Below are 26,545 nucleotides of genomic sequence, written 5' to 3' on the forward strand. Positions count from 1 at the left end.
CGCTGTAGGCCTCGTCGTTCACGCCGAGCCCCCGCAGCCCCCCGCGAGGTGCTCGGCCACCCCCGTCAGCTCCAGGGCGCTCAGGACGATGCCGTGCGCCCCCGTGATCCGGAACTCGCTCCCGGCCACGTCGGCGTCCCGGCGGGCGTGCAGCAGCGTACGGATGCCCGCCGAGTCCAGCAGCCGCACCTCACGCAGGTCGACGACGAGCCGGCCACGCGCGGGCAGCTCCGCGAGCGCGGCGCGGATCCGCTCGTCGAGCGCCGGCGCCGTCTGCAGATCGATGACGCCGGACGGGGCGATGGTGACAGCGTCGGGAACCACAGCCCCTCCCCCCGGCCCATGCGGTATGAGCCGTCGAGGTCAGGCCGCCCGGCCGTCGCCGGTCACACCGTGCTGTCGAGGCTGTCCAGGTCCACCGGGGCGGTCTTCGGCGCGGCCTTCGCGGCTGCGCGCTTGCGCGGCTTCGGCGCCGCGGTGCTCGCGGGCGTGGGCGTGGGCACCGCCTCAACCGGCGTGGGCACCGCCTCAACCGGCGTGGGCACCGCCTTCGCCGGCGTGGCCGCCGCCGGGGCGGGCGCGCTGAACAGCTCCTGCACGGTCTGCACGGCCTGCCCGGGGGTCGGGTTGGCGCGCAGGCGGCCGGTGCTGGCCACGATCTGCTCGTACTTCTCCCGCCCGGCCCGCGCGCCGAGCACATAGCCGACGGCCGCACCCGCGGCCAAGGTCAGCAGACGCATCTGTCTCTCCTCATCCCCGCCGGCGGCGGACTGCGTACACGATGACGATCACGGCGGCGGCCGCCCCGGCGATCACGGCCCACGGCAGCGGGCGGCGCGCCTCGGCGGCGAAGTCGGTGTCGCGGACGGTGTCGCGAACGGTGTCACGCACGGATGTCGCCGCGCCGGTGGCCCGGTTCGCGACGGCGCTCGCAGCGCTGCCGGCCTTGTCGGCCACAGTGCTGGCCGCGGCGCCGACCCGCTGCTTGGCCCCGTCGACCGCCTCGGCGGCCGCTTCCTTGGCCCGGCCCTTCACGTCGGCCTTCGCCGCGAGCCGCTCGGCCGTCTCCGCGAGCTCGGCCCGGGTCGCGGCGATCTCCGCCCGCAGCCGGTCCGCCTCCTCGCTCTGGGTGCTCATCCTCGTCGTCCTTCCCGCACCGGGCCTTCACGGTGTCCACGCTGCTCCGCGGCCCGCCGGACGAGCTCGGCCGTCGGCGCGTCATCAACCATTGCGGCACCCTCCCGAAATCGCCGTCAACATTCCCTTGCCATTCGGCAATCAAACGTCCGAATAGGCCGATTCAGTGATCCAGGGCCAGCTCCAGCCACACGTCCTTGCCGTCGTCGGGGTGGTCGCGCACGCCCCAGCGCGCGGCGATCGCCTCGACCAGCAGCAGCCCGCGGCCGTGATCGGCGTCGGCCGCGGGCGCCTGCACGGCCACCACCGGGGCGGCGACGTCGTCGTGCACCGAGATGCCGAGGACGCGGTCGGTGCAGTACACGTCGATGTACCTGACGCCGTCGGCGTGCAGCAGCGCGTTGGCGGTCAGCTCGGAGACGAGCAGCTCGACGTTGTCGCACAGCCGGGCGGTCGCGGGCCGGGCCAGCAGCCGGGGCAGGACGCCGAGCACCCACTCGCGGGCGGCGGCGGCGACGGACACGTCGCGGCCGTTGCGGGGTCGCCAGCGCACCGAGCGACCCTCGGCCTCGCCGCCGTCCTCGTCGTCCATCAGATTCCCCCGCGAATCGCTCGGGCCACGCGTTGGGGGGATACCCCGATATCGACGCGGCACACACGGGCCCGGTCCCGCGCGCCCGATTCGCGTCAGGCGAGGGGCAACATCGCCCGGGCCGCGTCGTACGACCACTCGACCAGCATCAGCGTGGCGTCGTCGGACGGGGGCCCGTCGTAGTGCGACAGCGCCGCGTGGCAGAGCCGGCGCAGCGTCTCGGGCGCGGGGAGCCGGCCCGCGTCGCGCCGGACGAGCCCGGCGAGCCGGTCCACGCCGAACGCGGTGCCGTCGCGGTCGCGCGCCTCGGTGATGCCGTCGGTGTAGAGCAGGATCCGGTCGCCGCGCCGCAGCATCTCCTCGCCGACCTCCCGCCCGGCGTCGTCCAGCCCCAGCCCCAGCGGCAGCCGGCGGCCGCCGGTGAGCCCGTGCACGAGCCGGCCGTCCCGCACGAGCAGCGGCGGCGGGTGCCCGGCGTTGACGTAGCGCATCCGGCCGCTGTCCAGGTCCAGGTGCGCGAGGACCGCCGTGGTGAAGCGCAGCTCCGGAAGGTACGCCTCCAGCGCCCGGTCGGCCGCCCGGGCCAGCGCGTCCAGGTCGTCGCCCGCCCGCCGGGCCGCCCGGATCGCCGACATCACCGCGGCCGTGCCGAGACCGGCCCGCATCTCGTGCCCGGCGGTGTCGAAGATCGCGAAGAACAGCGACGTGCCGTCCGCCGCGTAGTCGAACCCGTCGCCGCCGACCTCGTAGCACGGCTCGAGGATCGCCGAGACCACCGCGCGGTGGCACACGAACGTCAGGGGCGGCAGCAGCTGCCAGAGCAGCTCCGAGGCCTCCGACATGCGCCGGGCGCGACGGACCTTGAGCAGAGCGTCACCGTACGGGACCTTGGTCGCGATCAGGTGCCCGACGAGCTGGCCGAACAGGTCGCAGCCGGCGAGAAAGGCCTCGTCGCCGGGGTCGGTGCCGGGGTCGCCGCGGACGACCACCTCCAGCACGCCGAGGCGTTCGTTGCCGTCGAGCATGGGCATCCACAGCCGGGCGGGCCGCCCGTCGCCGGCCGGCACCGGCTCGCTCGACACCGTCATGAACACCCGGCCCGGGACCGTCGAATCGACCGGGATCGGCTCGATCGGCTCAGTGTCCGCCGCGCCCGGCCCGGGCACCGGGCGCAGCGTGCGCTGCTCCTGGTCGACGAGGTAGATCGTGGTCTCCAGCCCGAGCGGCAGCACGGCCGCGGCGACCTCGGCGGCCAGCTCGTCGGGCTGGGCCAGCCTGGTCCGCGCGAGCAGATCGACGATCGCCGCCCGCCAGGGCCACGGTTCGTCGGGGGTGCTCACCGGCCGACCTCCTCGCTTGCTCCACGCGACGACATCACCACCATCTCGCACCCGCGCGCGGTCCGCCCGCCGTCCGGCGCGGATAAGCTCACGATCGTGCGATCCTCATTCCTGGGCGACGGCGGCAAACCCTCCGATGCCGTGACCGTGCAGGTGCTCGACGGCGATCCCGTCGTCGTCCGCGTGACCGGCCGGCTCCTGTTCGACACGCTGCACCCGCTCGCCGAGACGCTGCAGGGGCTGACCCAGGCGGGCGGTTCCCGGATCGTCGTGGACCTCGCCGAGGTGCCGATGTGCGACTCCAGCGCGCTGAACCTCCTGGTCCGCACCCGCTCGGCCCTGGACGAGACGGGCGGCTGGCTGCGGCTGGCGACCGCGCAGCCCATGGTCGCCAGCGTCCTGGAGATCACCAACCTGACGTGGATCCTGCCGGTCTTCGCCACCGCCGAGGAGGCCGCCGCGCAGACCTGAGCGGCCCGGACCACGGGTCGGTGTTTCCCGCGGCCTCAACGGTGGTAGTCGGCCCCGGTGCGACAGTATCGGATGGACCACAGCCAGGCACCGCTGCTCGAGGCGCTCGAGGAATATCACCGCCTCGACCGCTACGGGTACACGATCGCCTCCCCGGGGCTGGACGACCGTTCCTCGTCGAACGGCTACCTGGCACGGGCCGGGGAGCTGATGGCCGACGGCGCCGACACGCGGCTCGACACCGTGCGGGTGGTCGCATGAACGCGAACGTCACGGTCGTCGGGCAGCTCGCGCGGGACCTGGTGCTCGTGCTGGACGGCGGGCTGCCGGAGGCGGGCACCTCCGGGGCCGTGCGGGAGCGGCGGGAGCAGCTCGGCGGCAAGGGCGCCAACCAGGCCGTCGCGCTCGCGCAGCTCGGGGCGCGCCCCGCGCTCGTCGCGGTGGCCGGGGACGATCCGGCCGGAGACGTGCTGCTGGAGCAGGCGAGGGCCGACGGGATCGACGTCTCCGCCGTGGTGCGCCGGCCGGGGACGGCGACCGGGCTCATCGTCGAGGTGCTGCAGGAGCCGAACCGGTGGCGCTACCTCGAGCATCTCCCCGAGCCGGTGCTGCTGTCCGCGGGCGACGTCACGCGCGCCGATCGGGCCTTCGGGACGGCCGAGGCGGTACTGGTACAACTGCAGCAGCCCGAGGAGGCCGTCCTCGCCGCGGCTCGGCGCGCCGCGAACGCCGACGCCCTCGTGGTGCTCGACGGCGCCGCCCCGGCCCGCGCCCGCGACGAGCTGCTCGCCCTCGCCGACGTCGTGCGGGCCGACGCGCACGAGGCTTGGCTGCTCACCGGCGCCGACTCCCCGCAACTGCTCGAGGCCGCGGCGGCCGACCTGGTGCGCGCCGGGCCGCGGGTGGCCGCGCTCGCGTTCGCCGAGGGCAACGTGTTCGCCTGGCGCGGCCCGGGCCCGAACGTCGAGACGCTCACGCTGCCCCTCGGCGACGAGAAGCTCGTCGACACCACGGGCGCCGGCGACGCGCTCGTCGCGGCCCTGACCGTGGCCCTGCTGCGCGGCGACCCGGTGCCGGACGCGGCGCGGTTCGCGGTGGCCGCGTCCGGCGCGACCGTCGGGCACCCGAGCGGCCGGCCCGCGCTGCTGGGCCTCGGGTGAGCGCTCCGGCCCCGGATCGTCACACGGCCCGGCTCGTCACACGGCGGGTCGGGTGATGTCGATGTCGTCCACGTAGCCGCGGAAGAGGCCGGTGCCCGTGGGCCGGTCGTAGCCGATGCGGATCTGGTCGACGGTGCCGCCCGCGAGCGGGGTCAGGTTCACCGTGACCCGGTTCCACTGGTTCGGCACCAGGTGGCCGCCCTGGCCCTGGAACTGCGGGTGCGCGCGGACCCCGAACTGGTCCACGGCCCCCGAGTCGCGCAGGCTGCGCCCGTCGGTCAGGAACAGGTCCAGGGCCACGTAGGTGCCGTTGGCCTGCTGCGGGTAGATCCAGTACGTGAGCGTCGTGCCGGCCGTGAGCGCGACGTGCACGTTGTAGAGGCGGTTGTACGAGTACGAGCCGGACGCGCTCATGTCGTTGCCGGAGTACATCAGCGCGTACGTCCCGCCGTGGGCGAGCTCGGCCCGGCGGCCCGACTCCATGCTCGTCAGGCTGCAGCAGTAGCCGCCGACGTTCAGCGACGACTGCACCGTGTCGGTCCACGTGAGCTGCTGCACCGTGTTGCCGAAGTCGGTGCGGAACACCGGCCAGGCCCGTCCGGCGCCGAGGAGGGGCTGCAGCGTGGAGTACCACACATTGGCGAGCTTCGAGTAGCCGTCATCGGTCGGGTGGATGCCGTCGGGGCCGATGTCGGCGAGCGTCAGGTTGGCGGCGAAGTCGGCGAGCCGCACGCCCTTGGACTGGGCCAGGGCCGGCAGCTTCGCGTTGAACGCGGTCACGCGCGCGTTCACGGCCGCGTCCCGGTTGGGCACGAGGGTCGACACGACCACGGTCGCCGCGGGCGCGTCGCGCCGGATCTGGTCGATGAGCGCGCCGAGCCGGGCCGGCGCGTTGGCCACGTCAAAGTTCTGGATCATGTCGTTGGTGCCGGCGTTGATCAGCACGAGATCGGGTTTCGCGGCGGCGATCCAGGCGTCGGTACCGGCGGCGACCTGATCGATGCGATAGCCCGGATGGCCCTCGTTGTCGCGGTCCGCGCCGTTGCCGGACTGCTGGGAGCCGACGAAGTCGACCGCGATCCCGGCGTCGTCGGCGAGATGGCGGCGCAGCTCCCCGCGGTAGCCGTTGCCGTCGGTGGAGGCGGTCCCCCACGTGATGGAGGCCCCGAGCGGCATGATCCGCAGGGGCGTGGCGGCCGCGGCCGGGCCGGCGGCGAAGACGGATGCGGTGAGCGCGGTGGCGGCCGCGCACAGGGCAGCGGAAAGCCGTCGAGGCATGGTCCCTCCCCAGGCGATGCTTCGGTACGGCAAGCAAAGACGACCGTCGATGAATTGTCAACGGTTGACAGAACGTCGTCCGGCGAGCCTGCCACACCGAGCGGCCCCGGCCGCGCCGCCACGCGCGCCGGTGGCGCGAACGGGCAGCGAAACTAGATCCGGCGCAGGGCCAGCAGGGCGATGTCGTCGCCGGCCGGCTCGTCGTTGAGCATCGCGGCCATCACGCTCGTGCACAGCTCGTCGGGGTCCGTGGCGGTGACGGCCCCGGCCAGGCGGTCCAGCCCCTCGCCGATCGGCCGGGCCCGCCGCTCGACCAGGCCGTCGGTGTAGAACAGCAGCGTGCCGCCGAGCGGCAGCGGGAACTCGGTGTTGTGCCGGGGCCGGCTGATGTGGGTGCCCAGCGGCAGGTTCGCGCGGACCGGGAGCAGTTGCGTGGCGGCGCCGGGCGCGGCCAGCATCGGCGGCGGGTGGCCCGCGGCCGACAGGGCCATCGTGGCCAGCGTCGGGTCGATGACCGCGTAGATCGCCGTGGCCATCGCGCCCGGCTCGAAGCGGTGGATCTTGCGGTCGAGGCGGGTCAGGACGTCGGCGGGGTCGTCGCTCTCCAGGGCGTACGCGCGCAGGGCCGAGCGGATCCGGCCCATCACCACGGCGGCGCGCAGCCCGTTGCCGGCCACGTCGCCGACGGCCACGCCGATGCCGCCCGAGGGCAGCTCGAAGACGTCGTACCAGTCGCCGCCGACGCCGACCTGCGCGCCCGGCACATAGCGGACCGCGACCTCGAGGCCGGGGATGTCCGGCGGGCGGCTCGGCAGCAGGCTGCGCTGCAGGGCGTAGGCGGTCGCGCGGTCGAGGCTGTGCAGGCGGGCCTGGGTGGCGGGGGCGATCCGGTCGGCGACGAGCTGGAGCAGCTCGATGTCGCCGGGCGTGAACGCTCGCGGGGTGCGGGCGCCAACGTACAGCACCCCGATGACCCGCCCCGCGGTGATCATCGGCACGCCGAGCATCGCGGCGATGTGCTCGTCCAGCAGTACCGGACTCACCACCGTCGTCGCGTCGACCCGGTCGATCGCGACCGGCTGGGCACCCGCCGCGACCACGCCGGCGAACCCGCGGCCGAGGGGCACGCGGATGCCGAGGTTGACCTCGCGCTCGAGGCCGCTGGCGGCGGTGGCGACGAGGTCGCCGCTGTCCTCGTCGAGCAGCATGACGGTCGCGGTGTCGGCGTGCAGCAGGTCGCGGGCGCGCACGAGCAGCTCGTGAAGGAGGTCCTCGACGCCGAGCTTGGACAGCGCGGCGTCCGTGATCTGCTGCAGGCGCCGCAGCTGCTCCAGGCTGTCGTGCGGGTCCGTCATGCGCCGGCGTCCCCCGCCACGACCTCGACCGCCGCGAGCTGGTCCAGGCCGCTGAAGGTCAGCAGGGCCTCGTTGAGCGGGCTGATCCGGATGTCGAGCCGCTCGGCGTGCGCGAACAGGGTCGCCAGGGCGGCGCTGTCGAGGTACTCGACCCGCGTCAGGTCGACCAGGAGCCGCCCGGCCCCGTCGCCGAGCGCGTCGCGCAGCCGGGCCGCGAACTCGGCCGCGTTGGTGAGGTCGATCTCGCCGACGGCGCTGAGCCGGGCGACGCCGTCGACCGCACGACCAGTGGTGATGTGCAGCGGAGTGGTCATGGCGTGATCCTCGTGGACATCTCGACGGTGGTACCGGTGGCTCCGGTCTGGAGGTCGACGTGCTGCATCAGTGCCCGCATGAGCTTGATGCCGTGGCCGCGGTTCGGGTCGGGCTCGCTGCGCTCGGGCCGCCAGCTGCCGTTGTCGGTGACGGTCAGGTGCAGGTCGCTGCCCATCGCCCGGACCAGCAGCCGCACCCAGCCCTGCCCCTCGCGGTGCCCGTGCTCGATGGCGTTGGCGCACGCCTCGCCCGCCGCGACGAGCACCTGCTGGGCCATGTAGGTGCCGATCCCGGCCCGGCCCATCCAGCGGCGCAGCGCGGCCCGGGTCGGGGCCAGCTCGCTGCTCCTGGCCGCGAAGGACAAGTCCAGGGGGGCCGGGTGGCGGTACAGCAGCATGGCCACGTCGTCGCTGGCCCCCTCGTCGCCGATCATCTGCTCCAGGACCCGGTCGGCGAGCTCGTCCACGGGCAGGGCCTGGTGCGACTGCACCGCGTCGGCGGCGTTGCCGATGCCGACCGTCAGCGGACGCCGGCGGCGTTCGACCAGCCCGTCGGTGTACACCAGCAGCACCCCGCGCGGGGGCACCGTGACGCTCGCTTCGTTGCGGACCTCGCCGCGCGGGACGCCGATCGGCAGCCCCCGGGCCACGGTGAGCAGCTCGCTCTGCCCGTCCGGCAGCGCGAGGATCGCGGGCGGATGGCCGGCGCTGGCGTAGATCAGCCCGCCGTCCTCGGGGTCGAGGATGGCGCAGAACGCCGTCGTGCACACGGCCCCCGGCAGCAGGGCCGCGAACCGGTCGAGCGCGGTGAGCACCTGGCCCGGCCCGGTCGCCTGCAGCAGCAGGGCGCGGGCGGCGCTGCGCAGCTGGCCCATGACCGTCGCGGCCTCCAGCCCGCGGCCGACGCAATCGCCGACCATGATGCCGATGCGCCCGTCGGGCAGGTCGACGGCGTCGTACCAGTCGCCGCCGACCTCCAGCGGGCGGGTCGCCGGCTGGTAGCGCACCGCGAACCCGTCCGGGAGCACGACCGGGCCGAGGATCGAGCGCTGCAGCGTGACCGCGACCTCGCGCTCCTGGTCGAACGCGTAGGCCCGGTGCAGGGCCTGGGCCACCGACCCGCACAGCAGCAACAGCAGCGTCTGGTCCTCGGTGCCGAAGCCGCGGGCCGGGTCGAGCGCGATCCGGATGCCGACCGCCCCGAGCGGCGAGTCGAGGCTCGTGCCCGCGCCGACCGGGCGGCCGCCGGCCCCCATCTCGATGAGGATCCGCGAATGGCCGAGGTCGAGCAGGCCGTCGAGCACCGCGGGCGCCTGGGCCTCGCCGGCCGCGTCGAACACGGTGAGGGCGCCGGCCCGGGCGGTCACCCCGGCGGCGTGCCACTGGCGGCGCAGCTGCCCGACGGCGGCCTGCAGCACCTCCGGGACGGTCCGGGCGTCGGCGAGCCGCTCGTTCATGGCGTTCAGGGCGGTCTCGCGCTGGGCGGCGGAGCGCTCGGTGGTGATGTCGCGCAGGGTGCCGACGAGCATCGTGGAGCCGGCGTCGTCGTGCACCGAGTTGATCGTGACCGCGGCCCAGAGCCGGTGCCCGTCGCGGTGCTGCAACGGCAGGACCATGTTGCCGTGCCGGCCCGTGACGACCTGCCGGTACTGCTCCATGACCTCCTCGTGCGAGGTCGGATCGGCCTGCGGGTCGGGCCACCACGGGTGCGGCGCCGGGTAGGGCACCCCGTCGGCCGGGTAGCCGAGGATGTCGGCGAAGGCGGCGTTGACCTCGACGACCGCGCCGTCCTCGTCGGCGACGAAGAACCCCTCCTGCAGCGAGTCGATGAGCGCGGTCCGCCACCGGGCGTGGTGGTTGCGCAGCCGCGCGAGATCGACGTTGGCCCGGACCCGGGCCAGCAGCTCCTGGGCCGCGAACGGCTTGACCAGGTAGTCGTCGGCGCCGGCGGAGAGCCCCTCGACGGCCGCCTCCTGCCCGGCGCGCGCCGAGAGCAGCATGACCGGCACGCCTGCGGTGCGCGGGTCGGCCCGCAGCGCGGCGACGAGGGCCAGGCCGTCCACGCCCGGCATCATCACGTCGGAGACGATCAGGTCCGGCGGCTGGGCCCGGGCGGCGGCCAGTGCGGCGGTACCGTCCGCCACGGTCGTCACCTCGTACGCGGAGTCGAGCAGCCGGCGCAGGTAGTCGCGCATGTCGGCGTTGTCGTCGGCGACGAGCACCCGGGCGCGGGGTCCGTCGCCGGGCACCGCGGGCACCACCGGGCCGGCGGCCGGGTGGTCCTCCTCGGCGCCGGGGAGCCAGCGCAGGGCCTCGCGCACGAACGGCTCGGCCGTCTCCGTGACGGTGTCGCTGCCCGTCGCCGCCGCGAGCTGGTCGGGCGGCAGGTGCGCGGCGCCGAACGGCAGCCGGATGGTGAACGTGGTCCCGGCGCCGGGGGTGCTCTCGGCCTCGATGGTGCCGCCGTGCAGGGTCACCAGCTCCTGCACCAGGGCCAGGCCGATGCCGCTGCCCTCGTTGGAGCGGGCACGGGCGGTCGCGATGCGGTGGAAACGCTCGAACAGCCGGGGCATCTCGGCGGCGGGCACGCCGATGCCGGTGTCGGCGACGGTCACCACCGCGTGGGTGTCCCGGGCCGCGACCGCGACGCGGATGCCGCCGTCGAACGTGAACTTCAGCGCGTTGCTGAGCAGGTTCAGGACGATCTTCTCCCACAGGCCGCGGTCGAGGTGGACCGGCTGGGGCAGCGGCGGGCAGTCGACGTCGAACGCGAGCCCGGCCCGCTCGACCGCGGCCCGGAACACGCTGGCCAGCTCGGCCGTGAACAGCGGCAGGTCGACGGGCTCGTAGCGGGCCTGCATCCGGCCGGCCTCGATGCGGGAGAAGTCCAGCAGCGTGTTGACGAGCTTGCCCAGCCGCAGGCCGTTGCGGTGGATGACCTCGACCTCGTCGCGGGAGCGCTGGTCGTCGGGCGGGAGGTGGTCGCGCAGCTCCTGCAGCGGGCCCATGATGAGGCTGAGCGGGGTGCGGAACTCGTGGCTGATGTTGGAGAAGAACGCGGTCTTGGCCCGGTCGAGCTCGGCGAGCTCCTCGGCGCGCCGCTGCTGGGCCTGGTAGCTGCGGGCGCTGGCGATGCCGGTCGACACGTGCCCGGCGGCGAGCTCGAGGAACCCGCGGTACCCCTCGTCCAGCAGGCGGTACCGGTTCAGGCCGGCGACGAGGAAGCCGTATGGCGTCGCGCCCTGCTGCAACAGCGGCAACAGCAGCGCCTGGGTCGGCGGCTCGGCCCAGTCCCCGGTCGGCAGCCCCTCGAGGCCCCGCAGGTCGATCGGCATCGGCGAGCCCGCGATCGACCACGGACCGGCAGTGTCCCCGGGGGCGATGTCCCCGGGGGCGATGCGCTGCGGCGCGGCCGGGTGCCCCGGGGCGAGCCCGGTCGCGGCGGCCAGCTCGGCGCCGCCGTCGTCGTCGAAGAGGTAGGTCAGCGTGAAGGGCAGGTCTCGGCCGTTGCGCTCGAGCTGCTCGGCGGCGAAGGCGAGCATCTCCCGCTCGGTGCGCACCACGCTCGGGTCGGACCCGAGGTCGCGCAGCGTGGCCATGCGACGCTCGCCGATGACGCGCTCGGTGTCCTCGTTCACCACGCACAACATGCCGGTGAGCGCGCCCTCGTCGTTGTGCAGCGGGCTGTACGAGAAGGTGTGGTAGGACTCCTCGCGGTATCCGGACCGCTCGAGGAAGAGCAGCAGCCCCTCGTCCCACGTGGCGGTCCCGGTGGCCAGGACGGACTCGATGCGCGGCCCGATCTCGCCCCAGATCTCCGCCCAGACCTCGCGGGCCGGGCGCCCGAGCGCCCAGGGGTACTTGCGGGCGAGTGTGTCGCGGCGATATGCGGCATTGCAGAAGAATGTGAGCTCCGGCCCCCACGCCATCCACATCGGAAAGCGCGAGGCCAGCAGGATGCTGACCGCGGTGCGCAGGCTCTGCGGCCAGCCGCCCGGCGCTCCGAGCGGGGTCGCGGCCCAGTCCACCACGGCGAGGTCCCGGCCGACCTCGGCATCCACGGCAAACACGTCCACGCCGTCGGGATGCCTCCCTTCGGACATACCGCCCCCCTGCTCCGCTCGCGCCACGATCGTTTCGTTACCCAAAGGCCTACCAGAACTACCGTGCGGCCGCTCGGTTCGGGGCGCGGGGATGGTCAACCACACCGCGGCCGGGGGACGCCGGCATTCGGGTGCGCCGATGTGGTTGGCGTCAGACGGCCAGTCCTTCAGGCGGTCGTGGCCGCCACGATGAGGAAGTTCGGCAGGTGGATGTAGGCCTCGACGGCGTCCGGGGTCTCGGGCGGCAGGCCGGGCTCGGCGACCTCGGTCAGCCGGCAGCCGAGGGCCGCGAGCTGGTTCAGGTACGCCGACAGCGGCCGGTGGAAGTTGGCCCCGCTCGGCCCGGGGATCTCGTACTCGGCCAGGTAGCGGCGCGTGCGGTACTCACCGTGGGCACGCCACGTCGGGGCCAGCTGCTCGAAGCACGGATGGTTCACCGTGAACACGAACAGCCCGCCCGGCCGCAGGTGCTCGACGCACGCGCGCATGGCGCCGGTCCAGTCCGGGATCACCGGCAGGACCATGCTCGACACCACCGCGTCGAACCGGTCGCATAGGTCGGGCAAGTCGCACAGGTCGGGCAGGTCGCACAGGTCGGCCCGCACGTAGCGGATGCCCTGCGGCGCGGTGGCTTCCCGCTCCGCGGCGAACTCGAACAGCGATCGCCCCGGCTCGACCCCGACGACCTCCGCGCCGCGGGCGGCGAGCATGCGGCTGAGGTAGCCGCCGCCGCAGCCCGCGTCGAGGATGCGCCGCCCGGCGACGTCGCCGAGGAGCCGCAGCAGCACCGGGTTGACGAGGTGGCGCTTGGCGTAGTCGCCGTCGTGCGCCATGTCCTCGAGCAGCTTCCGCGGCATGGTGCCCCACCGCTCGATCGCGCGCTCGTTGGTCCACTCGCTCACGCCACCCAGGGTAGCGACACCGATGGATTCGCCGCCGCCCCGGCATCAGGCCGGGAACCACGGGTGTCAGGGCATCAGGACGATCCTCCCCGGCGCATGGGGGCACTCGCTCAGCTCGTGCGCCGCGGCCGCGTCGGCCAGCGGGAACCGCGCCGCGATCGGGATGCGCAGGCGCCCGGACGCGGCCAGGTCCACGGCAAGCGGCAGGGCGTGCGCCGCCAGTGGGTTCGGGTGGGACATCGGCACGCCGTGGGTCGCGGCGGTCAGGTCGGCGATGGTGACGACGCGCGACGGGGTGCCCGCGATCGCGATCAGGTCCGGCAGGGTGCCGCCCGCGCAGTCGAGCACCGCGTCCACGCCGCCGGGGGCCAGGGCTCGCACGCGGTCGGGCAGGCCCGGGCCGTACACCGCCGGGATCGCGCCCAGGGAGGACAGGAAGGCGTGGTTGGCCGCGCGGGCGGTGCCGATGACCGTCGCGCCCCGGGCCGTCGCCAGCTGGGTCGCGACCGAGCCCACCCCGCCCGCCGCGCCGTGCACCAGGATCGTCTGGCCCCGCGCGAGGCCGAGATGGTCCAGGACCCGCGTCGAGGTCTCCACCGGCCCGGCGGCGGCGCCCGCCTCGGCCCAGCTCCACGACGGGGGCTTCGGGGCCCAGGCGACGAGGACGGCGTGGTCCGCGTTGGCGCCGCGGGAGGCCGGCGCGACCCAGCCGAACACCTCGTCGCCGAGCGCCGTGCCCGTCACGCCGGGGCCGAGCTCGTCGACCACGCCGGCGGCGTCGAAGCCGGTGCGGAACGGGAACCGGGTCGCGACGGCGTCGCGCAAAGCGCCCGAGCGGATGCGGGTCTCGCCGGTCGAGAGGCCCGACGCGCGCACGGCGACGCGCACCTCGCCGGGGCCGGCATGCGGCTGCGGAACCTCGGCGACGTGGACGACCCCGGGCGGGCCGAAGGACGTGAACTGGACGGCTCTCATGCGCCGGACCGTAACGGAACACCCCGTCCGGTTGGCTAAACTGGGAGCGGTGGCGACGGAAGTGAGACAGCGCTCGGACGCGCGCGACAACCGTGCCCGCATCCTCGCCGTCGCGCGCGCGGCGTTCGCGGCCGACGGGCTCGACGTGCCCATGCGCGAGATCGCGCGGCGGGCCGAGGTCGGGGCGGCAACGGTGTACCGGCACTTCCCGACCAAGGAGGCGCTGTTCGCCGCGGCGTTCGCCGAGCCGATGGCGCTGTGCTCGGCCGTGGTCGAGCGGGGGCTGGCCGAGGCCGACCCGTGGCTCGGGTTCTGTCACGTGGTCGAGGAGCTGATGCGGCTGCACGCCCTCGATCGCGGCCTCTCGCGCACGTTCACCTCGCGACTGCCACGGGCCGAGGAGCGTCTGCGGGCCGATCGCGACCGGACGGTACGACTGCTGCTGCGGCTCATCGCGAACGCCAAGGCGTCCGGGCACCTGCGGCCCGACCTCGAGCTCGAGGACGTCATCGTGGCGCTGATGGCCAACGAGGGCATCCGCGCCGAGTCGCCCACACTGCGCTCGGCGGCGTCGCGGCGGTTCGCGGCCCTGATGGTCGAGTCGTTCCGGGCCCGGCCCGGCGCGGCCCCGCTGCCCCCGCCCGCACGGCTTTCTTAGCCGCTTCTTATCGGCAGGCTGCTGGACTTCTCACGTGCGTGCCGTTTGCTGCGTGCAACGCCAATCGACAGCCGTGGAGGCCCGCAATGACCAGCACCACCGCCCGTCTCGGCACCTCGTGGAAGTCCACCCTCGCCGCCGCCGGCATCGGCGCGGTCGGCGGGTTCGTCGTCAACACCGTGATCGCGCTGATCGGCCGGGGCGTGCTCGGCGCGCCGGACGAGTTCATGCCGCTCCAGCCGCAGGTGTACGGCATGCTGACCCTCGTCGGCGCGCTCGCCGGCGCCGTCGGCTGGCACCTGGTCGCGACCCGGTCGGGCAGCGCCACCCGCCTGCTGCGCGTCCTCGTGCCCGTCGTGCTCGTGCTCTCGTGGATCCCGGACGTGGTGCTGCTCGCGACCAGGTCACAGCCGGGCACCACGACCGCAGGAGTCCTCTGCCTGATGCTCATGCACCTCGGCGTGGCGGCGGCCGCCGTCCCCGCGTACCGGCGGCTGATCCCGCCGCAGTCCTGAGCGCCGCCCCGGGCCGGCTCATCGCAGCACCGCCGCCAGCGTGAGGGTCATGGTCAGCCCGCCGCCGGGGGTCGGCTCCGGGGCCAGGGTGCCGCCCATGGCCTCGGCCAGGCCGCGGGACAGGGCCAGGCCGAGGCCCACGCCGGTGGAGTTGTCGCGGTCGCCGAGGCGCTGGAACGGCTGGAACACGCGCTCGTGGTCGGACTCGGACAGGCCCGGCCCGTGGTCGACGACGCGGATCTCGATGCGCTCGGCGTGGGCGCTCGCGCCGAGTGACGGCGGGCGGCCGGGCGGGCTGTGGCGCAGGGCGTTGGCGAGCAGGTTGACCAGAATGCGCTCCAGCAGGGAAGGGTCGGCGATCACCTCCGGCAGCTCCTCGGGCACGTTGATCGCGACGGCGGCGTCGAGGTCGTCGGCGGCGCGGGGCAGGGCGTCGGCCAGGTCGACCGGCTCCAGCGTCAGCGCGAGGGCGCCGGCCTGCAGGCGGGACATGTCGAGCAGGTTCTCGACCAGGCGGGTGAGGCGGTCCAGCGCCTCCTCCGCGGTGGCCAGCAGCTCCGCGGTGTCCTCGGGCGAGAAGTCGACGTCGGGGCTGCGCAGGCTGCCGACCGCCACCTTGGCCGCGGCGAGCGGGGTGCGCAGGTCGTGGCTGACGGCGGAGAGCAGGGCGGTGCGCAGGCGGTCCACCTCGGCCAGGGTGCCGGCCTCGGCCGCCTGCTCGCTGAGGCGGCGCTGGCGCAGCGCGATCGCGGCGTGCGCGGCGAACGCCTCGACCAGGCGGCGGGCGGCCGCGGGCAGCGCGTGCCCGCGCAGCACCAGGGCCACGTTCTCCTCGACCGGCACCTCTGTCTCGCCGTCGGCCGGCGAGGTGCACGGCGTGTCCCCGACCCAGGCGGCGACCTGCCACGGCGCGCGCTGCGAGTCCCGCTCCAGCAGCGTGACGCAGGCGAGGCCGAAGGACTCCCGCACCCGCTCCAGCAGCGCCTCGAGCGGGTTGTCGCCGTGCAGGACGCTGCCGGCGAGGGTCGCGAGGGTCTGCGCCTCGGCCGAGGCGCGGGCGGCGTCGCGGGCGCGGCGGGCGGCGCCGTCGACGACGGTGGCCACGGCGACGGCGACCCCGACGAAGGCCACGAGCGCGAAGACGTTCTCGTGCTCGGCGATCGTGAGCCGGTTCAGCGGCGGCGTGAAGTACCAGTTCAGCAGCAGGAACCCGCCCACCGCGCAGATCAGCGCCGGCAGCAGCCCGCCGACGAGCGCGGCCCCGACGGCCAGGACGAGGTAGGCGAGGATGTCGCTGGGCAGGGACATGTCCTCGCGCAGGCCCTCGAGGAGGGCGGTGAGCAGCGGCAGGCCGACCGCGGCGAGCAGCAGCCCGGCGAGGCGCCGGGGCCGGTCGAGCCCGCCGAGGCTGCGGGCGCGGAACCCGAAGCGGCGCGCCTCCTCGTGGGTGACGAGGTGCACGTCGATGGCGCCGGACTCGGCGGTGGTGGTGACGCCGACGCCGGGCGAGAAGATCTGGGCGACGCGGCCGCGGCGGCTGGCGCCGAGGACGAGCTGGGTGGCGTTGACGCCGCGGGCGAAGTCGAGCAGCGCGTTCGGGACGTCGGCGCCGAGGACCTGGTGGTAGGTCCCGCCGAGGGACTCCACGAGCAGCCGCTGCCGGGTGAGGTTGGCCGGGTCCGCGCCGGCCAGGCCGTCGCCGCGCACGACGTGGACGGCGAGCAGGTCGGCGCCCTTGGTGCGGGCGGCGACGCGGGCGGCCCGGCGCACGAGCGTGTCGCCCTCCGGGCCGCCGGTGAGCGCGACGACGACGCGCTCGCGGGTCTCCCACGTCTTGTCGATGCCGTGCTGGGAGCGGTACCGGTCGAGCTGCTCGTCGACCTTGTCGGCCAGCCACAGCAGGGCCAGCTCGCGCAGGGCGGTGAGGTTGCCGACCCGGAAGTAGTTGCCGAGCGCGGCGTCGATCTTCTCGGGCCGGTAGATGTTGCCGTGGGCCATCCGGCGGCGCAGCGCCTCCGGGGTCATGTCGACGAGCTCGATCTGCTCGGCCCGCCGGACCACGGCATCGGGCATCGTCTCGCGCTGCGGCACGCCGGTGATCGACTCGACGACGTCGTTGAGCGACTCCAGGTGCTGCACGTTGACCGTGGTGAGCACGTCGATGCCGGCCGCCAGGAGCTGCTCGATGTCCTGCCAGCGCTTGGCGTTCTCGCTGCCCGGCACGTTGGTGTGGGCCATCTCGTCGACGAGCGCGACCTCGGGGTTGCGGGCCAGCACCGCGTCGAGATCGAGCTCGGTGAAGTCCGCGCCCCGGTAGGTCATCTGCCGGCGGGGCATGACCTCGAGGCCGGCGAGCATCGCCTCGGTGAAGGGGCGGCCGTGGGTCTCCACGAGCCCGACGACGACGTCGGTGCCGCGGGCGAGGCGCCGCCGCCCCTCCTCCAGCATCTTGTAGGTCTTGCCGACGCCCGGGGCTGCGCCCAGGTACACCCGCAGCATCCCGCGCGCCGTCATGTCAGCTCCGATCCAGAGCGAGGTTGAGCTCGAGCACGTTCACGGCCGGTTCCCCGATGAATCCGAGCGTACGGCCGTCGGTGTGCTCGGCGACGAGCCTGCGCACGTCGGCCTCGGGCCGGTTGCGGGCCGCGGCGACCCGCTTGATCTGCAGGTCGGCGTAGGCGACGCTGATGTGCGGGTCGAGGCCGCTGCCGCTGGCGGTGACCGCGTCGGCCGGCACCGCAGGGTTCGCGGGCGCGTCGCCGCGGATCGGGGTCAGCACGCCGCCGCCGAGGTCCTCGCCCTGCTTGGCGCACTCGACGGGCCGGCCCTCGTACGAGCGCACGAACGGCGTGGCCGGGCACGTCTGGTAGACGCTCACGGCGTGGCCGGGATACACGGCCAGGACGGCGGCGTGGCCGTCGGGGGTGCAGTAGGGCCGGGCGCCGTCCACGCCCTCGAGCTCGCCGACGGCCTTGCTGCGGCCGCAGACCTCGTCGAGGAGCTTCGTGTTCTCCGGCCCCAGGTTGCTGGCCGAGGTCGACGTGGGGTCGTAGCCGTCGCCGGCGGCGGAGGGGCGGGACTGGAAGTACTGCTTGAGCGGGTTGCCCTTGTCGTCGGTGAAGGACTGTCCGACCAGGGCGCTGCCGACGGGTTTGCCGTTGTGTTCGATGAGTGAGCCGCCGGCGGGGCCGGACAGGCCGGGGATGTGGGCGACGGCGACCATGAGCAGCGGGTAGGCCAGGCCGAGCACGATGGTCAGCACGACCAGGGCGCGCAGGGCGGCGAGGTGCTGGGCGAGCCAGGCGGGTAGGCGCATCAGGAGATCCCCGGGACGGTCATGATGATGAGGTCGATGAGCTTGATGCCGATGAACGGCACGATCACGCCGCCGGCGCCGTAGACGAGCAGGTTGCGGCGCAGCATCGCGGCGGCCGAGCCGGGCCGGTAGCGCACACCGCGCAGGGCCAGGGGGATCAGCGCGACGATGACGAGGGCGTTGAAGATGACCGCGGACAGGATCGCCGAGGCCGGCGAGTGCAGCCGCATCACGTTGAGCGTGTCCAGGCCCGGGTAGAGGGCGGCGAACATCGCCGGGATGATGGCGAAGTACTTGGCGATGTCGTTGGCGATGGAGAACGTCGTCAGCGCGCCGCGCGTGATGAGCAACTGCTTGCCGATCTCCACGATCTCGATGAGCTTCGTCGGGTCCGAGTCGAGGTCGACCATGTTGCCGGCCTCCTTCGCCGCCGACGTCCCGGTGTTCATCGCCACCCCCACGTCGGCCTGCGCCAGGGCCGGGGCGTCGTTGGTGCCGTCGCCGGTCATCGCGACGAGCTTGCCGCCCTCCTGCTCCCGCTTGATCAGGTCCATCTTGTCCTCGGGGGTGGCCTCGGCGAGGAAGTCGTCGACGCCGGCCTCCGCCGCGATCGCCTTGGCCGTCAGCGGGTTGTCACCCGTGATCATCACGGTGCGGATGCCCATCCGGCGCATCGCGTCGAACCGCTCCCGCATGCCCAGCTTCACGACGTCCTTGAGGTGGACGACGCCGAGGGTCCGGGCCGGCTCGCCCGCGCGCCGGGAGGCGACGACGAGCGGGGTGCCGCCGGAGGAGGAGACGGCGTCCACGATGGAGCCGACCTCGTTCGTCGGGTGCCCGCCGTGGTCGCGGACCCACTTCATCACCGCGATGGCGGCGCCCTTGCGGATCTCGCGGCCGTCGACGTCCACGCCCGACATGCGGGTCTGGGCGGTGAACGGCACCCACGCGGCGCCGGTGACGTCCCGCTCGCGCAGGCCGTGGTGCTCCTTGGCGTACACCACGATGCTGCGCCCCTCGGGGGTCTCGTCGGCGAGGGAGGACAGCTGCGCGGCCTCGGCCAGCTCGTCCACCGTCACGCCGTCGACGGGCAGCAGGCCGCCCGCCTGCCGGTTGCCCAGCGTGATCGTGCCCGTCTTGTCCAGCAGCAGCGTGTTGACGTCCCCGGCCGCCTCCACCGCGCGGCCCGACATGGCCAGGACGTTGCGCTGCACGAGCCGGTCCATGCCGGCGATGCCGATCGCGGACAGCAGCGCGCCGATCGTGGTCGGGATGAGGCAGACCAGCAGGGCCACGAGGACGATGCCGGACACGGGCGCGCCCGAGTAGATGGCGAGCGGCTGGAGGGTGGCGACCGCGAGCAGGAAGATGATGGTCAGCGAGGCGAGCAGGATGTTCAGGGCGATCTCGTTCGGCGTCTTCTGCCGGTTCGCGCCCTCGACGAGCCCGATCATGCGGTCGATGAACGACTGCCCCGGCTTCTGGGTGATCTTCACGACGATCCGGTCGGAGAGCACCTTGGTGCCGCCGGTGACCGCGGACCGGTCGCCGCCGGACTCGCGGATGACGGGCGCGGACTCGCCGGTGATCGCGGACTCGTCGACGGAGGCGATGCCCTCGATGACGTCGCCGTCCCCGGGGATGATCTGCCCGGCCTCGACCACGACGACGTCGCCCTGCTTGAGGTCGCCCGCCTTGACCGTGGTGCCGTCGGCCAGGTTCGCCATGGTGTCCTGCTTGGCCCGGCGCAGGGTGTCGGCCTGGGCCTTGCCGCGGCCCTCGGCGACCGCCTCGGCCAGGTTGGCGAAGAGCACGGTCAGCCACAGCCACACCGTGATCGCCCACGCGAAGACGGAGGGGTGCGCGACGGCGAGGACGGTGGTGAAGACCGAGCCGACCTCCACGATGAACATCACCGGGTTGCGCCACAGCGTGCCCGGGTTCATCTTGCGCAGCGCGTCGGGGACCGACTTCCACAGCTGCTTGGGATCCAGCAGACCCGCGGCGATCATGATGCGCCGAGTCCTTCCGCGAGGGGGCCGAGCGCGACGGCCGGCAGGTAGGTGAGCAGCACGACGATGACCGTGACGGCCACGACCATGCCGATGAAGAGGGGTTGGTACGTCCGCAGCGTGCCCGCGGACGCCGGCACGGGCTGCTGGCGGGCGAGCGAGCCGGCCAGGCCGAGCACGAGGACGATGGGCAGGAACCGGCCCAGCAGCATGCACAGGCCGAGCGCGGTGTTGTAGAAGGTCGTGTTGGCGCTGATGCCGGCGAACGCGGAGCCGTTGTTGTTGGACGCGGACGTGAAGGCGTACAGCACCTCGGAGAGGCCGTGCGGGCCCGGGTTGGCCATGGAGCTTCGCGCCGACGCCGACCCCATGGCGATCGCGGTGCCGACGAGCACCAGGGCCGGGGTCGTCAGCAGGTACAGCGACGCGAACTTGATCTCCCGCGCGCCGATCTTCTTGCCGAGGTACTCCGGTGTCCGCCCGACCATGAGCCCGGCCACGAACACCGTGATGACCGCCAGGATGAGCATGCCGTAGAGCCCGGACCCGACCCCGCCGGGCGCGACCTCGCCGAGCATCATGTTCAGCATCGTGATCATGCCGCCGAGCGCGGTGTAGGAGTCGTGGAACGAGTTCACCGCGCCCGTCGAGGTGAGCGTGGTGGCCGCGGCGAAGGTGGCCGACTGCGGCACGCCGAAGCGGGTCTCGGTGCCCTCCGTCGCCGACCCGACCGCCGTCGGCACGGTGCCGCCGTGGTGGATCTGCAGCGCGTTGAGCGCGATGACGCTGCCCAGCGCGAGGATGCCCATGATGCCCGCGATGGCCAGGCCCTGGCGCCGGTCGCCGACCATCCGGCCGAAGACGCGCGGGAGGCTGAACGGGATGAGCAGGATCAGCAGCACCTGGAGCCAGTTGGTCCAGCCGGTCGGGTTCTCGAACGGGTGGGAGCTGTTGGCGTTGTAGAAGCCGCCGCCGTTGGTGCCGAGCTCCTTGATGACCTCCTGCGAGGCGACCGGGCCCCCGGTGACGTGCTGTGTCGCGCCGGCGAGGGTGGTCACGTCGGTGCCGCCGGACAGGTTCTGCACCATGCCCGCCGCGATGAACACCGTGGCACCGATGACGGCGATCGGCAGCAGGATGCGCACGCTGACGCGGACGAGGTCGACCCAGAAGTTGCCGAGCTGATCCGTCTTCGAGCGGGCGAACCCGCGCACCAGGGCCACGGCGACCGACACGCCCACCGCCGCCGAGACGAAGTTCTGCACCGCCAGCCCGGACATCTGCACGAGGTGGCCCATCGTGGACTCGCCGGAGTACGACTGCCAGTTCGTGTTCGTCACGAAGCTCACGGCGGTGTTCCAGGCCTGGTCCGGCTTGACGGGATCGAAGCCGAGGCTGAGCCACAAATGGTTCTGCACGCGCTGGAACAGGTACAGGAAGAGGATCGACACCGCGGAGAAGGCCAGCACGCTGCGCGCGTACACGCCCCACGACTGCTCGCCGTCGGGGTTGACGCCGGTGACGCGGTACATCACCCGCTCCGCGCGCAGGTGCCGGGCCGAGGTGATCGCGCGGTACATGTAGTCGCCGAAGGGGCGGTACAGCAGCGCCAGGACGGCGATCAGCGAGGCGATGAACAGCACGCCCGCCAGGGTTGGGCTCATCAGAACCGCTCCGGGAAGAGCAGGGCGGCGATCAGGAACGCGGTCAGGGCGACCGCGAGAACGAGGCCGACGAGGTTCTCGGCGTTCACAGCCGCCCCACCGCCCGCACCGCCAGGCCGAGGACCGCGAACGCCGCGATCGTCAGCAGCACGAACCAGACATCAGCCACTGGGGCTCGCCTCCTTGTGGGCATGGATCGACGACGCGAATCCGCCGCCGTTGAGCCAGGTGCGCATCCGCAGGACGTCCCGGCGGTGCTGCCCGGCGAGGTGCGAGCGGGCCGTCAGCCAGCCGGCCAGGGCCGCGCCGGCCAGCACGGCCAGGCGGATCGCGTCCGCGGAGCCGTGCCAGGTCAGCACGCCCAGCCGGTTCACCAGGAACCCGTTGAGCACCGTCCAGGCGATCGCGGCCGTCCCCGGCGCGGCGATCAGGTTGCCGCCGAGCCCGCCGGCCGCGGCGACGACCGCGGCCATCGCGACGAGCCGCGGCACCGGCCCGTCCGGCGCGGTCGCCGCGGCGGCGACCAGCGCCGTGGCGACGACCGCGCCCGCGCCCGCGGCGAGGGTGATGCCGGTCGGTGCGGCGTGCGGCCGCACCAGCCACCATGTCCCGTTCATCTCGCACCCGCTTCGGCACCTGCGTCCGGCGCTGTCCGTCCGGCTCGCTGCAAGTGAAGACCCGCGCGAGTACCCCGCCCAGATGTCTTGATGCTTTCCCTACGCGCCCGGTGCGTTTCTTAACGCGTTCTTGACGCGTGCATGTTTCACCGGGGCCGCGCGCTCGGCCGCACGCGAGCGTCGAAGCGGTTGCACGGACCTCAGACATCCCTGTATGTCGATGCGTGACACCAGGAGGTGGATTGATGCGGTTCTCGAGAAACCGGCATTGGATGGCGGCCCTCGCCGCCGGGGCCGTCGCCGTGGGCGCGACGCTCACCGTGGTCGCACCCGCCGAGGCGGCCGCCGGATGTCGTGTCACCTACGCCGTGACCAGCCAGTGGAGCGGCGGCTTCGGCGCCACCGTGAGCGTCACCAACCTGGGCAGCGCGGTGTCGAGCTGGAAGGTCGGATGGGCGTTCACCGCCGGGCAGGTCGTCCAGCAGCTGTGGAACGGCACGGTCACGCAGTCCGGGGCGCAGGTCACCGTGGCGAGCGCCGGCTGGAACGGCAGCCTCGGCAGCGGCGCGAGCACCTCGTTCGGGTTCAACGGGTCGTGGACCGGGTCGAACCCGGTGCCGGCCGCCTTCACGTTCAACGGTACGGCGTGCAACGGCCCCGTGCCGTCGGGCTCACCGTCGTCGTCACCCCCGGCGTCGCCCTCGGCCTCCGCGTCGCCCTCGGCCTCCGTCCCGCCCGGCGGCCTCGCGCAGGTGTCCACCCCGGGCCGCGTGCGGACGGTGGACACCGTGATGCAGTACACCTGGCCGGGCGTCTACTTCGAGGGCCGGTTCCGCGGCACCGGCGTGGGCGTCGGCCTCAACGACGCCAACAACGACTACGTGGTGCAGGTCGACGGCGCCACCGTCGCGACACTGGTGACCCCGGGCCGCACCACGTACTGGGTCGCCAACCTCCCCAACGCCGAGCACACCGTGCGCCTGGCGAAGCGCACCGAGAGCCCGTGGGCGGCCGGCGAGTTCTCCGGCTTCGTCGCCGCGCCCGGCGGGGCGATCCTGAGCCGGCCCGCGCCCCGCGGCCGCCAGATCGAGTTCATCGGCGACTCGTGGACCGCCGGCTACGGCAACATGTCCACGACCCGCGACTGCAACAGCAACGGCGGCGTCACCCGCAACTCCAACGCCGACTCCGCCTTCGGCGCGCTGAGCGCCCGCGGCCTCGGCGCCGACTACCAGACCATCGCCTGGTCCGGCCTCGGCATGGTCCGCAACTACGGCGGCCAGAACACCGCGACGAGCTTCCGCGACTACTACGACACCGACCTGCAGGCGCTCTACAACAGTGCCCCGTGGCCGAACCCGGGCACCTGGAAGCCGCAGGTGGTCGTCGTCGGCCTCGGCATCAACGACTTCTCGACCGCGCTGACGGCCGGCGAGCGGTGGACCACGATCGACGCGCTGGCCGCCGACTACCGCACCGCCTACCTCGCGTTCATCGGCCGGCTGCGCGACCGGTACGGCCCGAACACGTACATCGTGCTCACCTACCCCGACCTGTCCTACCAGACCACCGCGTTCGCCACCTCGGTCCAGCAGATCGTCCAGACCCGCAACAGCCAGGGCGACCAGCGCGTGAAGAGCCTGTACTACGACGACAACGCGCTCGGCCTGGACCATCTCGGCTGCGACTGGCACCCCTCGCTGCACGACGACCGGATCATCGCCGACACGCTGACCACCTTCATCAACGGCCTGCCGCTGACCTGGTAGCCCCCGCCTCGGGCTGCGGGGCCGGTGGGACCTGTGGGAATTGCCACGAGCGACCCGTTCGGGTGGCTCGTGGCATTTACTTGCACGGCGGCAAGCATATGATCATCGCCGTGTCAGAACGGCTCGTGCTGGTCCTTGCCGAGCGCGACTACCTGTACGGCGTCGGAGACCTCACCCTGCGCGTCCAGATCGTCGAGGTCGAGGACCCGATCACCTACGACGACGAACCCTGGTACTACGTCCACGGCGTCCAGCTCGCCCGCGAGGGCCGCGAGGTCGGCGCGCGGGTCGTGGTGGTCCGCGGGCGGCGCCTGACCGGAGCGGGGATCGAGCTCTAGCGCCCGCGCCCGTCGGGCAGAATCGGGGCATGCAGCTACTCAGCGCCGCCGGTGTCGATCGGGTGCTCGACGAGGCCCGCCGCGGCATCCGGCGGTACAGCCCGGAGGAGACGGAGGCCGCGCGCCTTCGCGGTGCCCTGGTCGTCGACACCCGCACCGAGACGCAGCGGGCCGAGACCGGCGAGCTGCCGGGCGCGATCGTCATCGACCGGACCGTGCTCGAATGGCGGCTCGACCCCGCGTCCGACGCCCGGATTCCCGAGGCGACCGGGTACGACGTCGAGATCGTCGTGGTGTGCCGGCAGGGCTACAGCTCCAGCCTCGCCGCGCAGAGCCTGCGCCGGGTGGGCCTGCACCGGGCGACGGACCTGGCCGGCGGGGTCGAGGCGTGGCTGGCGGCGGGCCGGCCGCTGCACCGCGGCGAGGCCGACGTGCGCCGCTGACCCCCATCCCGCCCAGGCGAGACATCCTCACCCGGGGCCGGTCGAGCATGGACCCGACAACCGGCGCTCAGGAGGGAACGACCCGCCATGTCACTCGCACCGTTCTCCGCCCGCCACCGTCACGGCGGCGGCCTCGCCCGGCGGCAGGGCTGGGACCCCGCCCGCGAGGTCGACGAGCTCAACGCCCGCTTCGGGCAGCTGATCCGGTCGTACTTCGGCGAGTCGGGCCTGACCTCGCCGCTCGCCATGGCGACGGCGTGGCAGCCACCGGTCGACATCGAGGAGACCGACGACGCCTACGTCATCGACGTCGACCTGCCCAACGTCGACCCCTCGGACATCGACCTGGAGATTCGCGGCGAGGAGCTGCGCGTCTCGGGCAGCTTCGAGCAGCACGACCGCGGCGGCGTCATGCGCCGCCAGGGCCGCCAGAGCGGCGAGTTCGAATACGTCGTGGAGCTGCCGAGCGGCATCGACGCCGATCGGGTCGAGGCCACCTGCGACAACGGCGTGCTCACGATCACCGTCGGCAAGACGCGCGACACGCACCCGCGGCGCATCGCGATCGACCGCGGCACCGGCTCCCGCGACCGCCAGGTCGGCCGGTCGTCGTCCCAGACCCAGCAGGCCGGCCCCGGCATGCCCGGCCAGAGCGGCTCGCCCCGCCCGCGCCGCTGAACCCGGCGGTGACCCCAGGTCCGGGCCGCCGCTCGGGCGGCCCGAGTGAATACCGAAGGCGCGACCCACTCCGAAGGAGGGAACCATGACCGCTACCACCATGCCGATGATGGAGACCCACCCGCAGCGCATCAAGGTCGACCGGGCCCAGCTCGCGGCGGCGATCGACGCGATCGCCGTGTGCACCCAGGCCTGCATCGCCTGCGCCGACGCCTGCATGAGCGAGCGGACGGTCGCCGAGCTTTCCAAGTGCGTCCGCATCAACCTCGACTGCGCCGACGTCTGCGCCGCGACCATCCGGGTGCTGCTGCGGCAAGGCGACTACGACGCGAAGCTCAATCGCGCGCTGCTGGAGGCCTGCGTGACGGCGTGCCGCAGCTGCGGGGACGAGTGCTCGGCCCACGCGAAGAAGTACGAGCACTGCCGCATCTGCGCCGAGGCCTGCCGCGCGTGCGAGGAGGCATGCCGCCGCCTGCTGACGGCGATGGCCTGACCCCGGGCGGTCACCGGCCGGCGCCGGGGACCGCGCCCGGATGTCCGATGGAAGCGTGAACGTGTCCGACCGGCGGCGGCAGCGACAGGTCCGGAGACGCGAGGATCGGTGCATGTTCATCGCGATTCTCGATTTCCAGACCGCCGCCGCCGATCGGCCCGCGGCCCTCGCCCAGCTCGAGACCGAGCGGGACCAGATCCGCGCCATGCCGGGCAACCTCGCGTTCCGGGTGTATGCCTCCCGGGAGGACGACTCGACCGTCACCGTCGTGCACGAGTGGCAAGATGAGGAGGCGTTCAAGCCGTACCTCGCCTCCGAGGCCTTCATCCGCTCCGGCCAGGTGCTGCGGCCCATGATGACCGGCTCCCCGGTGAGCCGGCGCTTCCATGCCGAACTGCTGGAGACGGTGGCCTGA

At 73.5% G+C, this 26,545-nt stretch carries 28 protein-coding genes; 11 read left to right on the plus strand and 17 right to left on the minus strand.

Annotation, left to right across the window (positions count from 1 at the left end; translation table 11 throughout):
- Positions 1-18: 18 nt before the first annotated feature.
- The 5 genes from ABT369_RS52715 to ABT369_RS52735 form a co-directional block, all read right to left on the minus strand.
- Entirely contained in the window at positions 19-324 is a 306-nt protein-coding gene (locus tag ABT369_RS52715; RefSeq protein WP_350625365.1) for an STAS domain-containing protein, read from the minus strand.
- A gap of 62 nt (positions 325-386) precedes the next feature.
- Entirely contained in the window at positions 387-740 is a 354-nt protein-coding gene (locus tag ABT369_RS52720) for a hypothetical protein (RefSeq protein ID WP_350625367.1), read from the minus strand.
- 10 nt (positions 741-750) lie between these two features.
- The gene (locus tag ABT369_RS52725) at positions 751-1,137 is read right to left on the minus strand and encodes a DUF3618 domain-containing protein (RefSeq protein WP_350625369.1); all 387 of its coding nucleotides are present in this window, start codon (positions 1,135-1,137) and stop codon (positions 751-753) included.
- A gap of 163 nt (positions 1,138-1,300) precedes the next feature.
- Positions 1,301-1,729: an ATP-binding protein gene (locus ABT369_RS52730; protein WP_350625371.1), complete on the minus strand. Its 429-nt coding sequence runs from the start codon at positions 1,727-1,729 to the stop codon at positions 1,301-1,303.
- Positions 1,730-1,824: 95 nt separating this feature from the next.
- Positions 1,825-3,069, minus strand: a complete 1,245-nt coding sequence (locus ABT369_RS52735) for a PP2C family protein-serine/threonine phosphatase (protein ID WP_350625373.1) — start codon at positions 3,067-3,069, stop codon at positions 1,825-1,827.
- A 96-nt stretch (positions 3,070-3,165) separates the two neighbouring features.
- On the opposite strand from ABT369_RS52735, the gene ABT369_RS52740 reads away from it, so the two are divergent.
- Genes ABT369_RS52740 through ABT369_RS52750 form a run of 3 tightly spaced genes read left to right on the plus strand, consistent with a single transcriptional unit; the run spans position 3,166 to position 4,700 of the window.
- Positions 3,166-3,540 carry an STAS domain-containing protein gene (locus ABT369_RS52740; RefSeq protein WP_350625375.1) on the plus strand — a complete coding sequence of 125 codons (375 nt, stop codon included), beginning with the start codon at positions 3,166-3,168 and terminating at the stop codon, positions 3,538-3,540.
- A gap of 57 nt (positions 3,541-3,597) precedes the next feature.
- Positions 3,598-3,801, plus strand: a complete 204-nt coding sequence (locus ABT369_RS52745; protein WP_350625377.1) for a hypothetical protein — start codon at positions 3,598-3,600, stop codon at positions 3,799-3,801.
- Positions 3,798-4,700, plus strand: a complete 903-nt coding sequence (locus ABT369_RS52750) for a PfkB family carbohydrate kinase (protein ID WP_350625379.1) — start codon at positions 3,798-3,800, stop codon at positions 4,698-4,700. Before ABT369_RS52745 ends, ABT369_RS52750 begins: the two co-directional genes overlap by 4 nt.
- Before the next feature lie 36 nt (positions 4,701-4,736).
- Here ABT369_RS52750 and ABT369_RS52755 read toward each other — a convergent pair whose 3' ends face one another.
- The 6 genes from ABT369_RS52755 to ABT369_RS52780 form a co-directional block, all read right to left on the minus strand.
- Positions 4,737-5,978 carry an SGNH/GDSL hydrolase family protein gene (locus ABT369_RS52755; protein WP_350625381.1) on the minus strand — a complete coding sequence of 414 codons (1,242 nt, stop codon included), beginning with the start codon at positions 5,976-5,978 and terminating at the stop codon, positions 4,737-4,739.
- 152 nt (positions 5,979-6,130) lie between these two features.
- On the minus strand, positions 6,131-7,333 hold the full coding sequence (locus tag ABT369_RS52760; protein ID WP_350625383.1) for a PP2C family protein-serine/threonine phosphatase: 1,203 nt from the start codon (positions 7,331-7,333) through the stop codon (positions 6,131-6,133).
- A complete protein-coding gene (locus ABT369_RS52765) occupies positions 7,330-7,647 on the minus strand; it encodes an STAS domain-containing protein (protein WP_350625385.1) in 318 nt (105 codons plus the stop codon). Before ABT369_RS52765 ends, ABT369_RS52760 begins: the two co-directional genes overlap by 4 nt.
- Positions 7,644-11,750 (minus strand): SpoIIE family protein phosphatase, encoded by a 4,107-nt coding sequence (locus ABT369_RS52770; protein WP_350625387.1) that lies wholly within the window; start codon positions 11,748-11,750, stop codon positions 7,644-7,646. Before ABT369_RS52770 ends, ABT369_RS52765 begins: the two co-directional genes overlap by 4 nt.
- A 167-nt stretch (positions 11,751-11,917) precedes the next feature.
- Positions 11,918-12,652 (minus strand): class I SAM-dependent methyltransferase, encoded by a 735-nt coding sequence (locus ABT369_RS52775; protein ID WP_350625389.1) that lies wholly within the window; start codon positions 12,650-12,652, stop codon positions 11,918-11,920.
- Between the two features lie 66 nt (positions 12,653-12,718).
- Positions 12,719-13,627, minus strand: a complete 909-nt coding sequence (locus tag ABT369_RS52780; RefSeq protein ID WP_350625391.1) for an NADP-dependent oxidoreductase — start codon at positions 13,625-13,627, stop codon at positions 12,719-12,721.
- 49 nt (positions 13,628-13,676) lie between these two features.
- Here ABT369_RS52780 and ABT369_RS52785 point away from each other — a divergent pair, with 49 nt between their 5' ends.
- Positions 13,677-14,285: a TetR/AcrR family transcriptional regulator gene (locus ABT369_RS52785; protein WP_350625393.1), complete on the plus strand. Its 609-nt coding sequence runs from the start codon at positions 13,677-13,679 to the stop codon at positions 14,283-14,285.
- Positions 14,286-14,371: 86 nt separating this feature from the next.
- A complete protein-coding gene (locus ABT369_RS52790) occupies positions 14,372-14,800 on the plus strand; it encodes a DUF6069 family protein (RefSeq protein ID WP_350625395.1) in 429 nt (142 codons plus the stop codon).
- 18 nt (positions 14,801-14,818) lie between these two features.
- Here the strand turns inward: ABT369_RS52790 and ABT369_RS52795 are convergent, their stop codons facing one another.
- From ABT369_RS52795 to ABT369_RS52820, 6 genes are all read right to left on the minus strand, one after another.
- Entirely contained in the window at positions 14,819-17,314 is a 2,496-nt protein-coding gene (locus ABT369_RS52795) for a sensor histidine kinase (RefSeq protein WP_350625397.1), read from the minus strand.
- Position 17,315: 1 nt separating this feature from the next.
- Positions 17,316-18,116, minus strand: a complete 801-nt coding sequence (locus ABT369_RS52800; RefSeq protein ID WP_350625399.1) for a potassium-transporting ATPase subunit C — start codon at positions 18,114-18,116, stop codon at positions 17,316-17,318.
- A complete protein-coding gene (gene kdpB, locus ABT369_RS52805; RefSeq protein ID WP_350625401.1) occupies positions 18,116-20,128 on the minus strand; it encodes a potassium-transporting ATPase subunit KdpB in 2,013 nt (670 codons plus the stop codon). Before kdpB ends, ABT369_RS52800 begins: the two co-directional genes overlap by 1 nt.
- Positions 20,125-21,792 (minus strand): potassium-transporting ATPase subunit KdpA, encoded by a 1,668-nt coding sequence (kdpA, locus tag ABT369_RS52810; RefSeq protein ID WP_350625402.1) that lies wholly within the window; start codon positions 21,790-21,792, stop codon positions 20,125-20,127. The genes kdpB and kdpA overlap by 4 nt, the downstream gene beginning before the upstream one ends.
- The gene (gene kdpF, locus ABT369_RS52815) at positions 21,792-21,881 is read right to left on the minus strand and encodes a K(+)-transporting ATPase subunit F (protein WP_344617409.1); all 90 of its coding nucleotides are present in this window, start codon (positions 21,879-21,881) and stop codon (positions 21,792-21,794) included. Before kdpF ends, kdpA begins: the two co-directional genes overlap by 1 nt.
- Before the next feature lie 72 nt (positions 21,882-21,953).
- Complete coding sequence (locus ABT369_RS52820) at positions 21,954-22,409, minus strand: hypothetical protein (RefSeq protein WP_350625405.1); 456 nt, start codon at positions 22,407-22,409, stop codon at positions 21,954-21,956.
- 245 nt (positions 22,410-22,654) lie between these two features.
- Between ABT369_RS52820 and ABT369_RS52825 the strand changes: the two genes are divergently transcribed.
- From ABT369_RS52825 to ABT369_RS52850, 6 genes are all read left to right on the plus strand, one after another.
- Positions 22,655-24,178 (plus strand): cellulose binding domain-containing protein, encoded by a 1,524-nt coding sequence (locus ABT369_RS52825; protein WP_350625407.1) that lies wholly within the window; start codon positions 22,655-22,657, stop codon positions 24,176-24,178.
- A 110-nt stretch (positions 24,179-24,288) separates the two neighbouring features.
- Positions 24,289-24,516 (plus strand): hypothetical protein, encoded by a 228-nt coding sequence (locus ABT369_RS52830; RefSeq protein ID WP_350625409.1) that lies wholly within the window; start codon positions 24,289-24,291, stop codon positions 24,514-24,516.
- A gap of 29 nt (positions 24,517-24,545) precedes the next feature.
- Entirely contained in the window at positions 24,546-24,959 is a 414-nt protein-coding gene (locus tag ABT369_RS52835; RefSeq protein WP_350625411.1) for a rhodanese-like domain-containing protein, read from the plus strand.
- A gap of 87 nt (positions 24,960-25,046) precedes the next feature.
- Entirely contained in the window at positions 25,047-25,637 is a 591-nt protein-coding gene (locus ABT369_RS52840; RefSeq protein ID WP_350625413.1) for an Hsp20/alpha crystallin family protein, read from the plus strand.
- A gap of 85 nt (positions 25,638-25,722) precedes the next feature.
- Positions 25,723-26,130, plus strand: coding sequence for a four-helix bundle copper-binding protein (locus tag ABT369_RS52845; protein WP_350625415.1), 408 nt, complete (start codon positions 25,723-25,725; stop codon positions 26,128-26,130).
- A gap of 112 nt (positions 26,131-26,242) precedes the next feature.
- Positions 26,243-26,545 (plus strand): putative quinol monooxygenase, encoded by a 303-nt coding sequence (locus tag ABT369_RS52850; protein ID WP_350625417.1) that lies wholly within the window; start codon positions 26,243-26,245, stop codon positions 26,543-26,545.

This window comes from Dactylosporangium sp. NPDC000244 (assembly GCF_040300725.1).
Taxonomy (GTDB): domain Bacteria; phylum Actinomycetota; class Actinomycetes; order Mycobacteriales; family Micromonosporaceae; genus Dactylosporangium.

Excerpts from the sequence above, each read along its gene's own strand:
- ABT369_RS52850 (WP_350625417.1), top strand. The coding sequence starts at position 26,243 with ATGTTCATCGCGATTCTCGATTTCCAGACCGCCGCCGCCGATCGGCCC.
- kdpB (WP_350625401.1), bottom strand. The coding sequence starts at position 20,128 with ATGATCGCCGCGGGTCTGCTGGATCCCAAGCAGCTGTGGAAGTCGGTC.
- ABT369_RS52835 (WP_350625411.1), top strand. The coding sequence starts at position 24,546 with ATGCAGCTACTCAGCGCCGCCGGTGTCGATCGGGTGCTCGACGAGGCC.
- ABT369_RS52720 (WP_350625367.1), bottom strand. The coding sequence starts at position 740 with ATGCGTCTGCTGACCTTGGCCGCGGGTGCGGCCGTCGGCTATGTGCTC.
- ABT369_RS52795 (WP_350625397.1), bottom strand. The coding sequence starts at position 17,314 with ATGACGGCGCGCGGGATGCTGCGGGTGTACCTGGGCGCAGCCCCGGGC.
- ABT369_RS52790 (WP_350625395.1), top strand. The coding sequence starts at position 14,372 with ATGACCAGCACCACCGCCCGTCTCGGCACCTCGTGGAAGTCCACCCTC.
- ABT369_RS52845 (WP_350625415.1), top strand. The coding sequence starts at position 25,723 with ATGACCGCTACCACCATGCCGATGATGGAGACCCACCCGCAGCGCATC.
- ABT369_RS52760 (WP_350625383.1), bottom strand. The coding sequence starts at position 7,333 with ATGACGGACCCGCACGACAGCCTGGAGCAGCTGCGGCGCCTGCAGCAG.
- ABT369_RS52780 (WP_350625391.1), bottom strand. The coding sequence starts at position 13,627 with ATGAGAGCCGTCCAGTTCACGTCCTTCGGCCCGCCCGGGGTCGTCCAC.
- ABT369_RS52770 (WP_350625387.1), bottom strand. The coding sequence starts at position 11,750 with ATGTCCGAAGGGAGGCATCCCGACGGCGTGGACGTGTTTGCCGTGGAT.
- ABT369_RS52750 (WP_350625379.1), top strand. The coding sequence starts at position 3,798 with ATGAACGCGAACGTCACGGTCGTCGGGCAGCTCGCGCGGGACCTGGTG.
- ABT369_RS52755 (WP_350625381.1), bottom strand. The coding sequence starts at position 5,978 with ATGCCTCGACGGCTTTCCGCTGCCCTGTGCGCGGCCGCCACCGCGCTC.
- ABT369_RS52820 (WP_350625405.1), bottom strand. The coding sequence starts at position 22,409 with ATGAACGGGACATGGTGGCTGGTGCGGCCGCACGCCGCACCGACCGGC.
- kdpA (WP_350625402.1), bottom strand. The coding sequence starts at position 21,792 with ATGAGCCCAACCCTGGCGGGCGTGCTGTTCATCGCCTCGCTGATCGCC.
- ABT369_RS52730 (WP_350625371.1), bottom strand. The coding sequence starts at position 1,729 with ATGGACGACGAGGACGGCGGCGAGGCCGAGGGTCGCTCGGTGCGCTGG.
- ABT369_RS52840 (WP_350625413.1), top strand. The coding sequence starts at position 25,047 with ATGTCACTCGCACCGTTCTCCGCCCGCCACCGTCACGGCGGCGGCCTC.
- ABT369_RS52825 (WP_350625407.1), top strand. The coding sequence starts at position 22,655 with ATGCGGTTCTCGAGAAACCGGCATTGGATGGCGGCCCTCGCCGCCGGG.
- ABT369_RS52765 (WP_350625385.1), bottom strand. The coding sequence starts at position 7,647 with ATGACCACTCCGCTGCACATCACCACTGGTCGTGCGGTCGACGGCGTC.
- ABT369_RS52725 (WP_350625369.1), bottom strand. The coding sequence starts at position 1,137 with ATGAGCACCCAGAGCGAGGAGGCGGACCGGCTGCGGGCGGAGATCGCC.
- ABT369_RS52800 (WP_350625399.1), bottom strand. The coding sequence starts at position 18,116 with ATGCGCCTACCCGCCTGGCTCGCCCAGCACCTCGCCGCCCTGCGCGCC.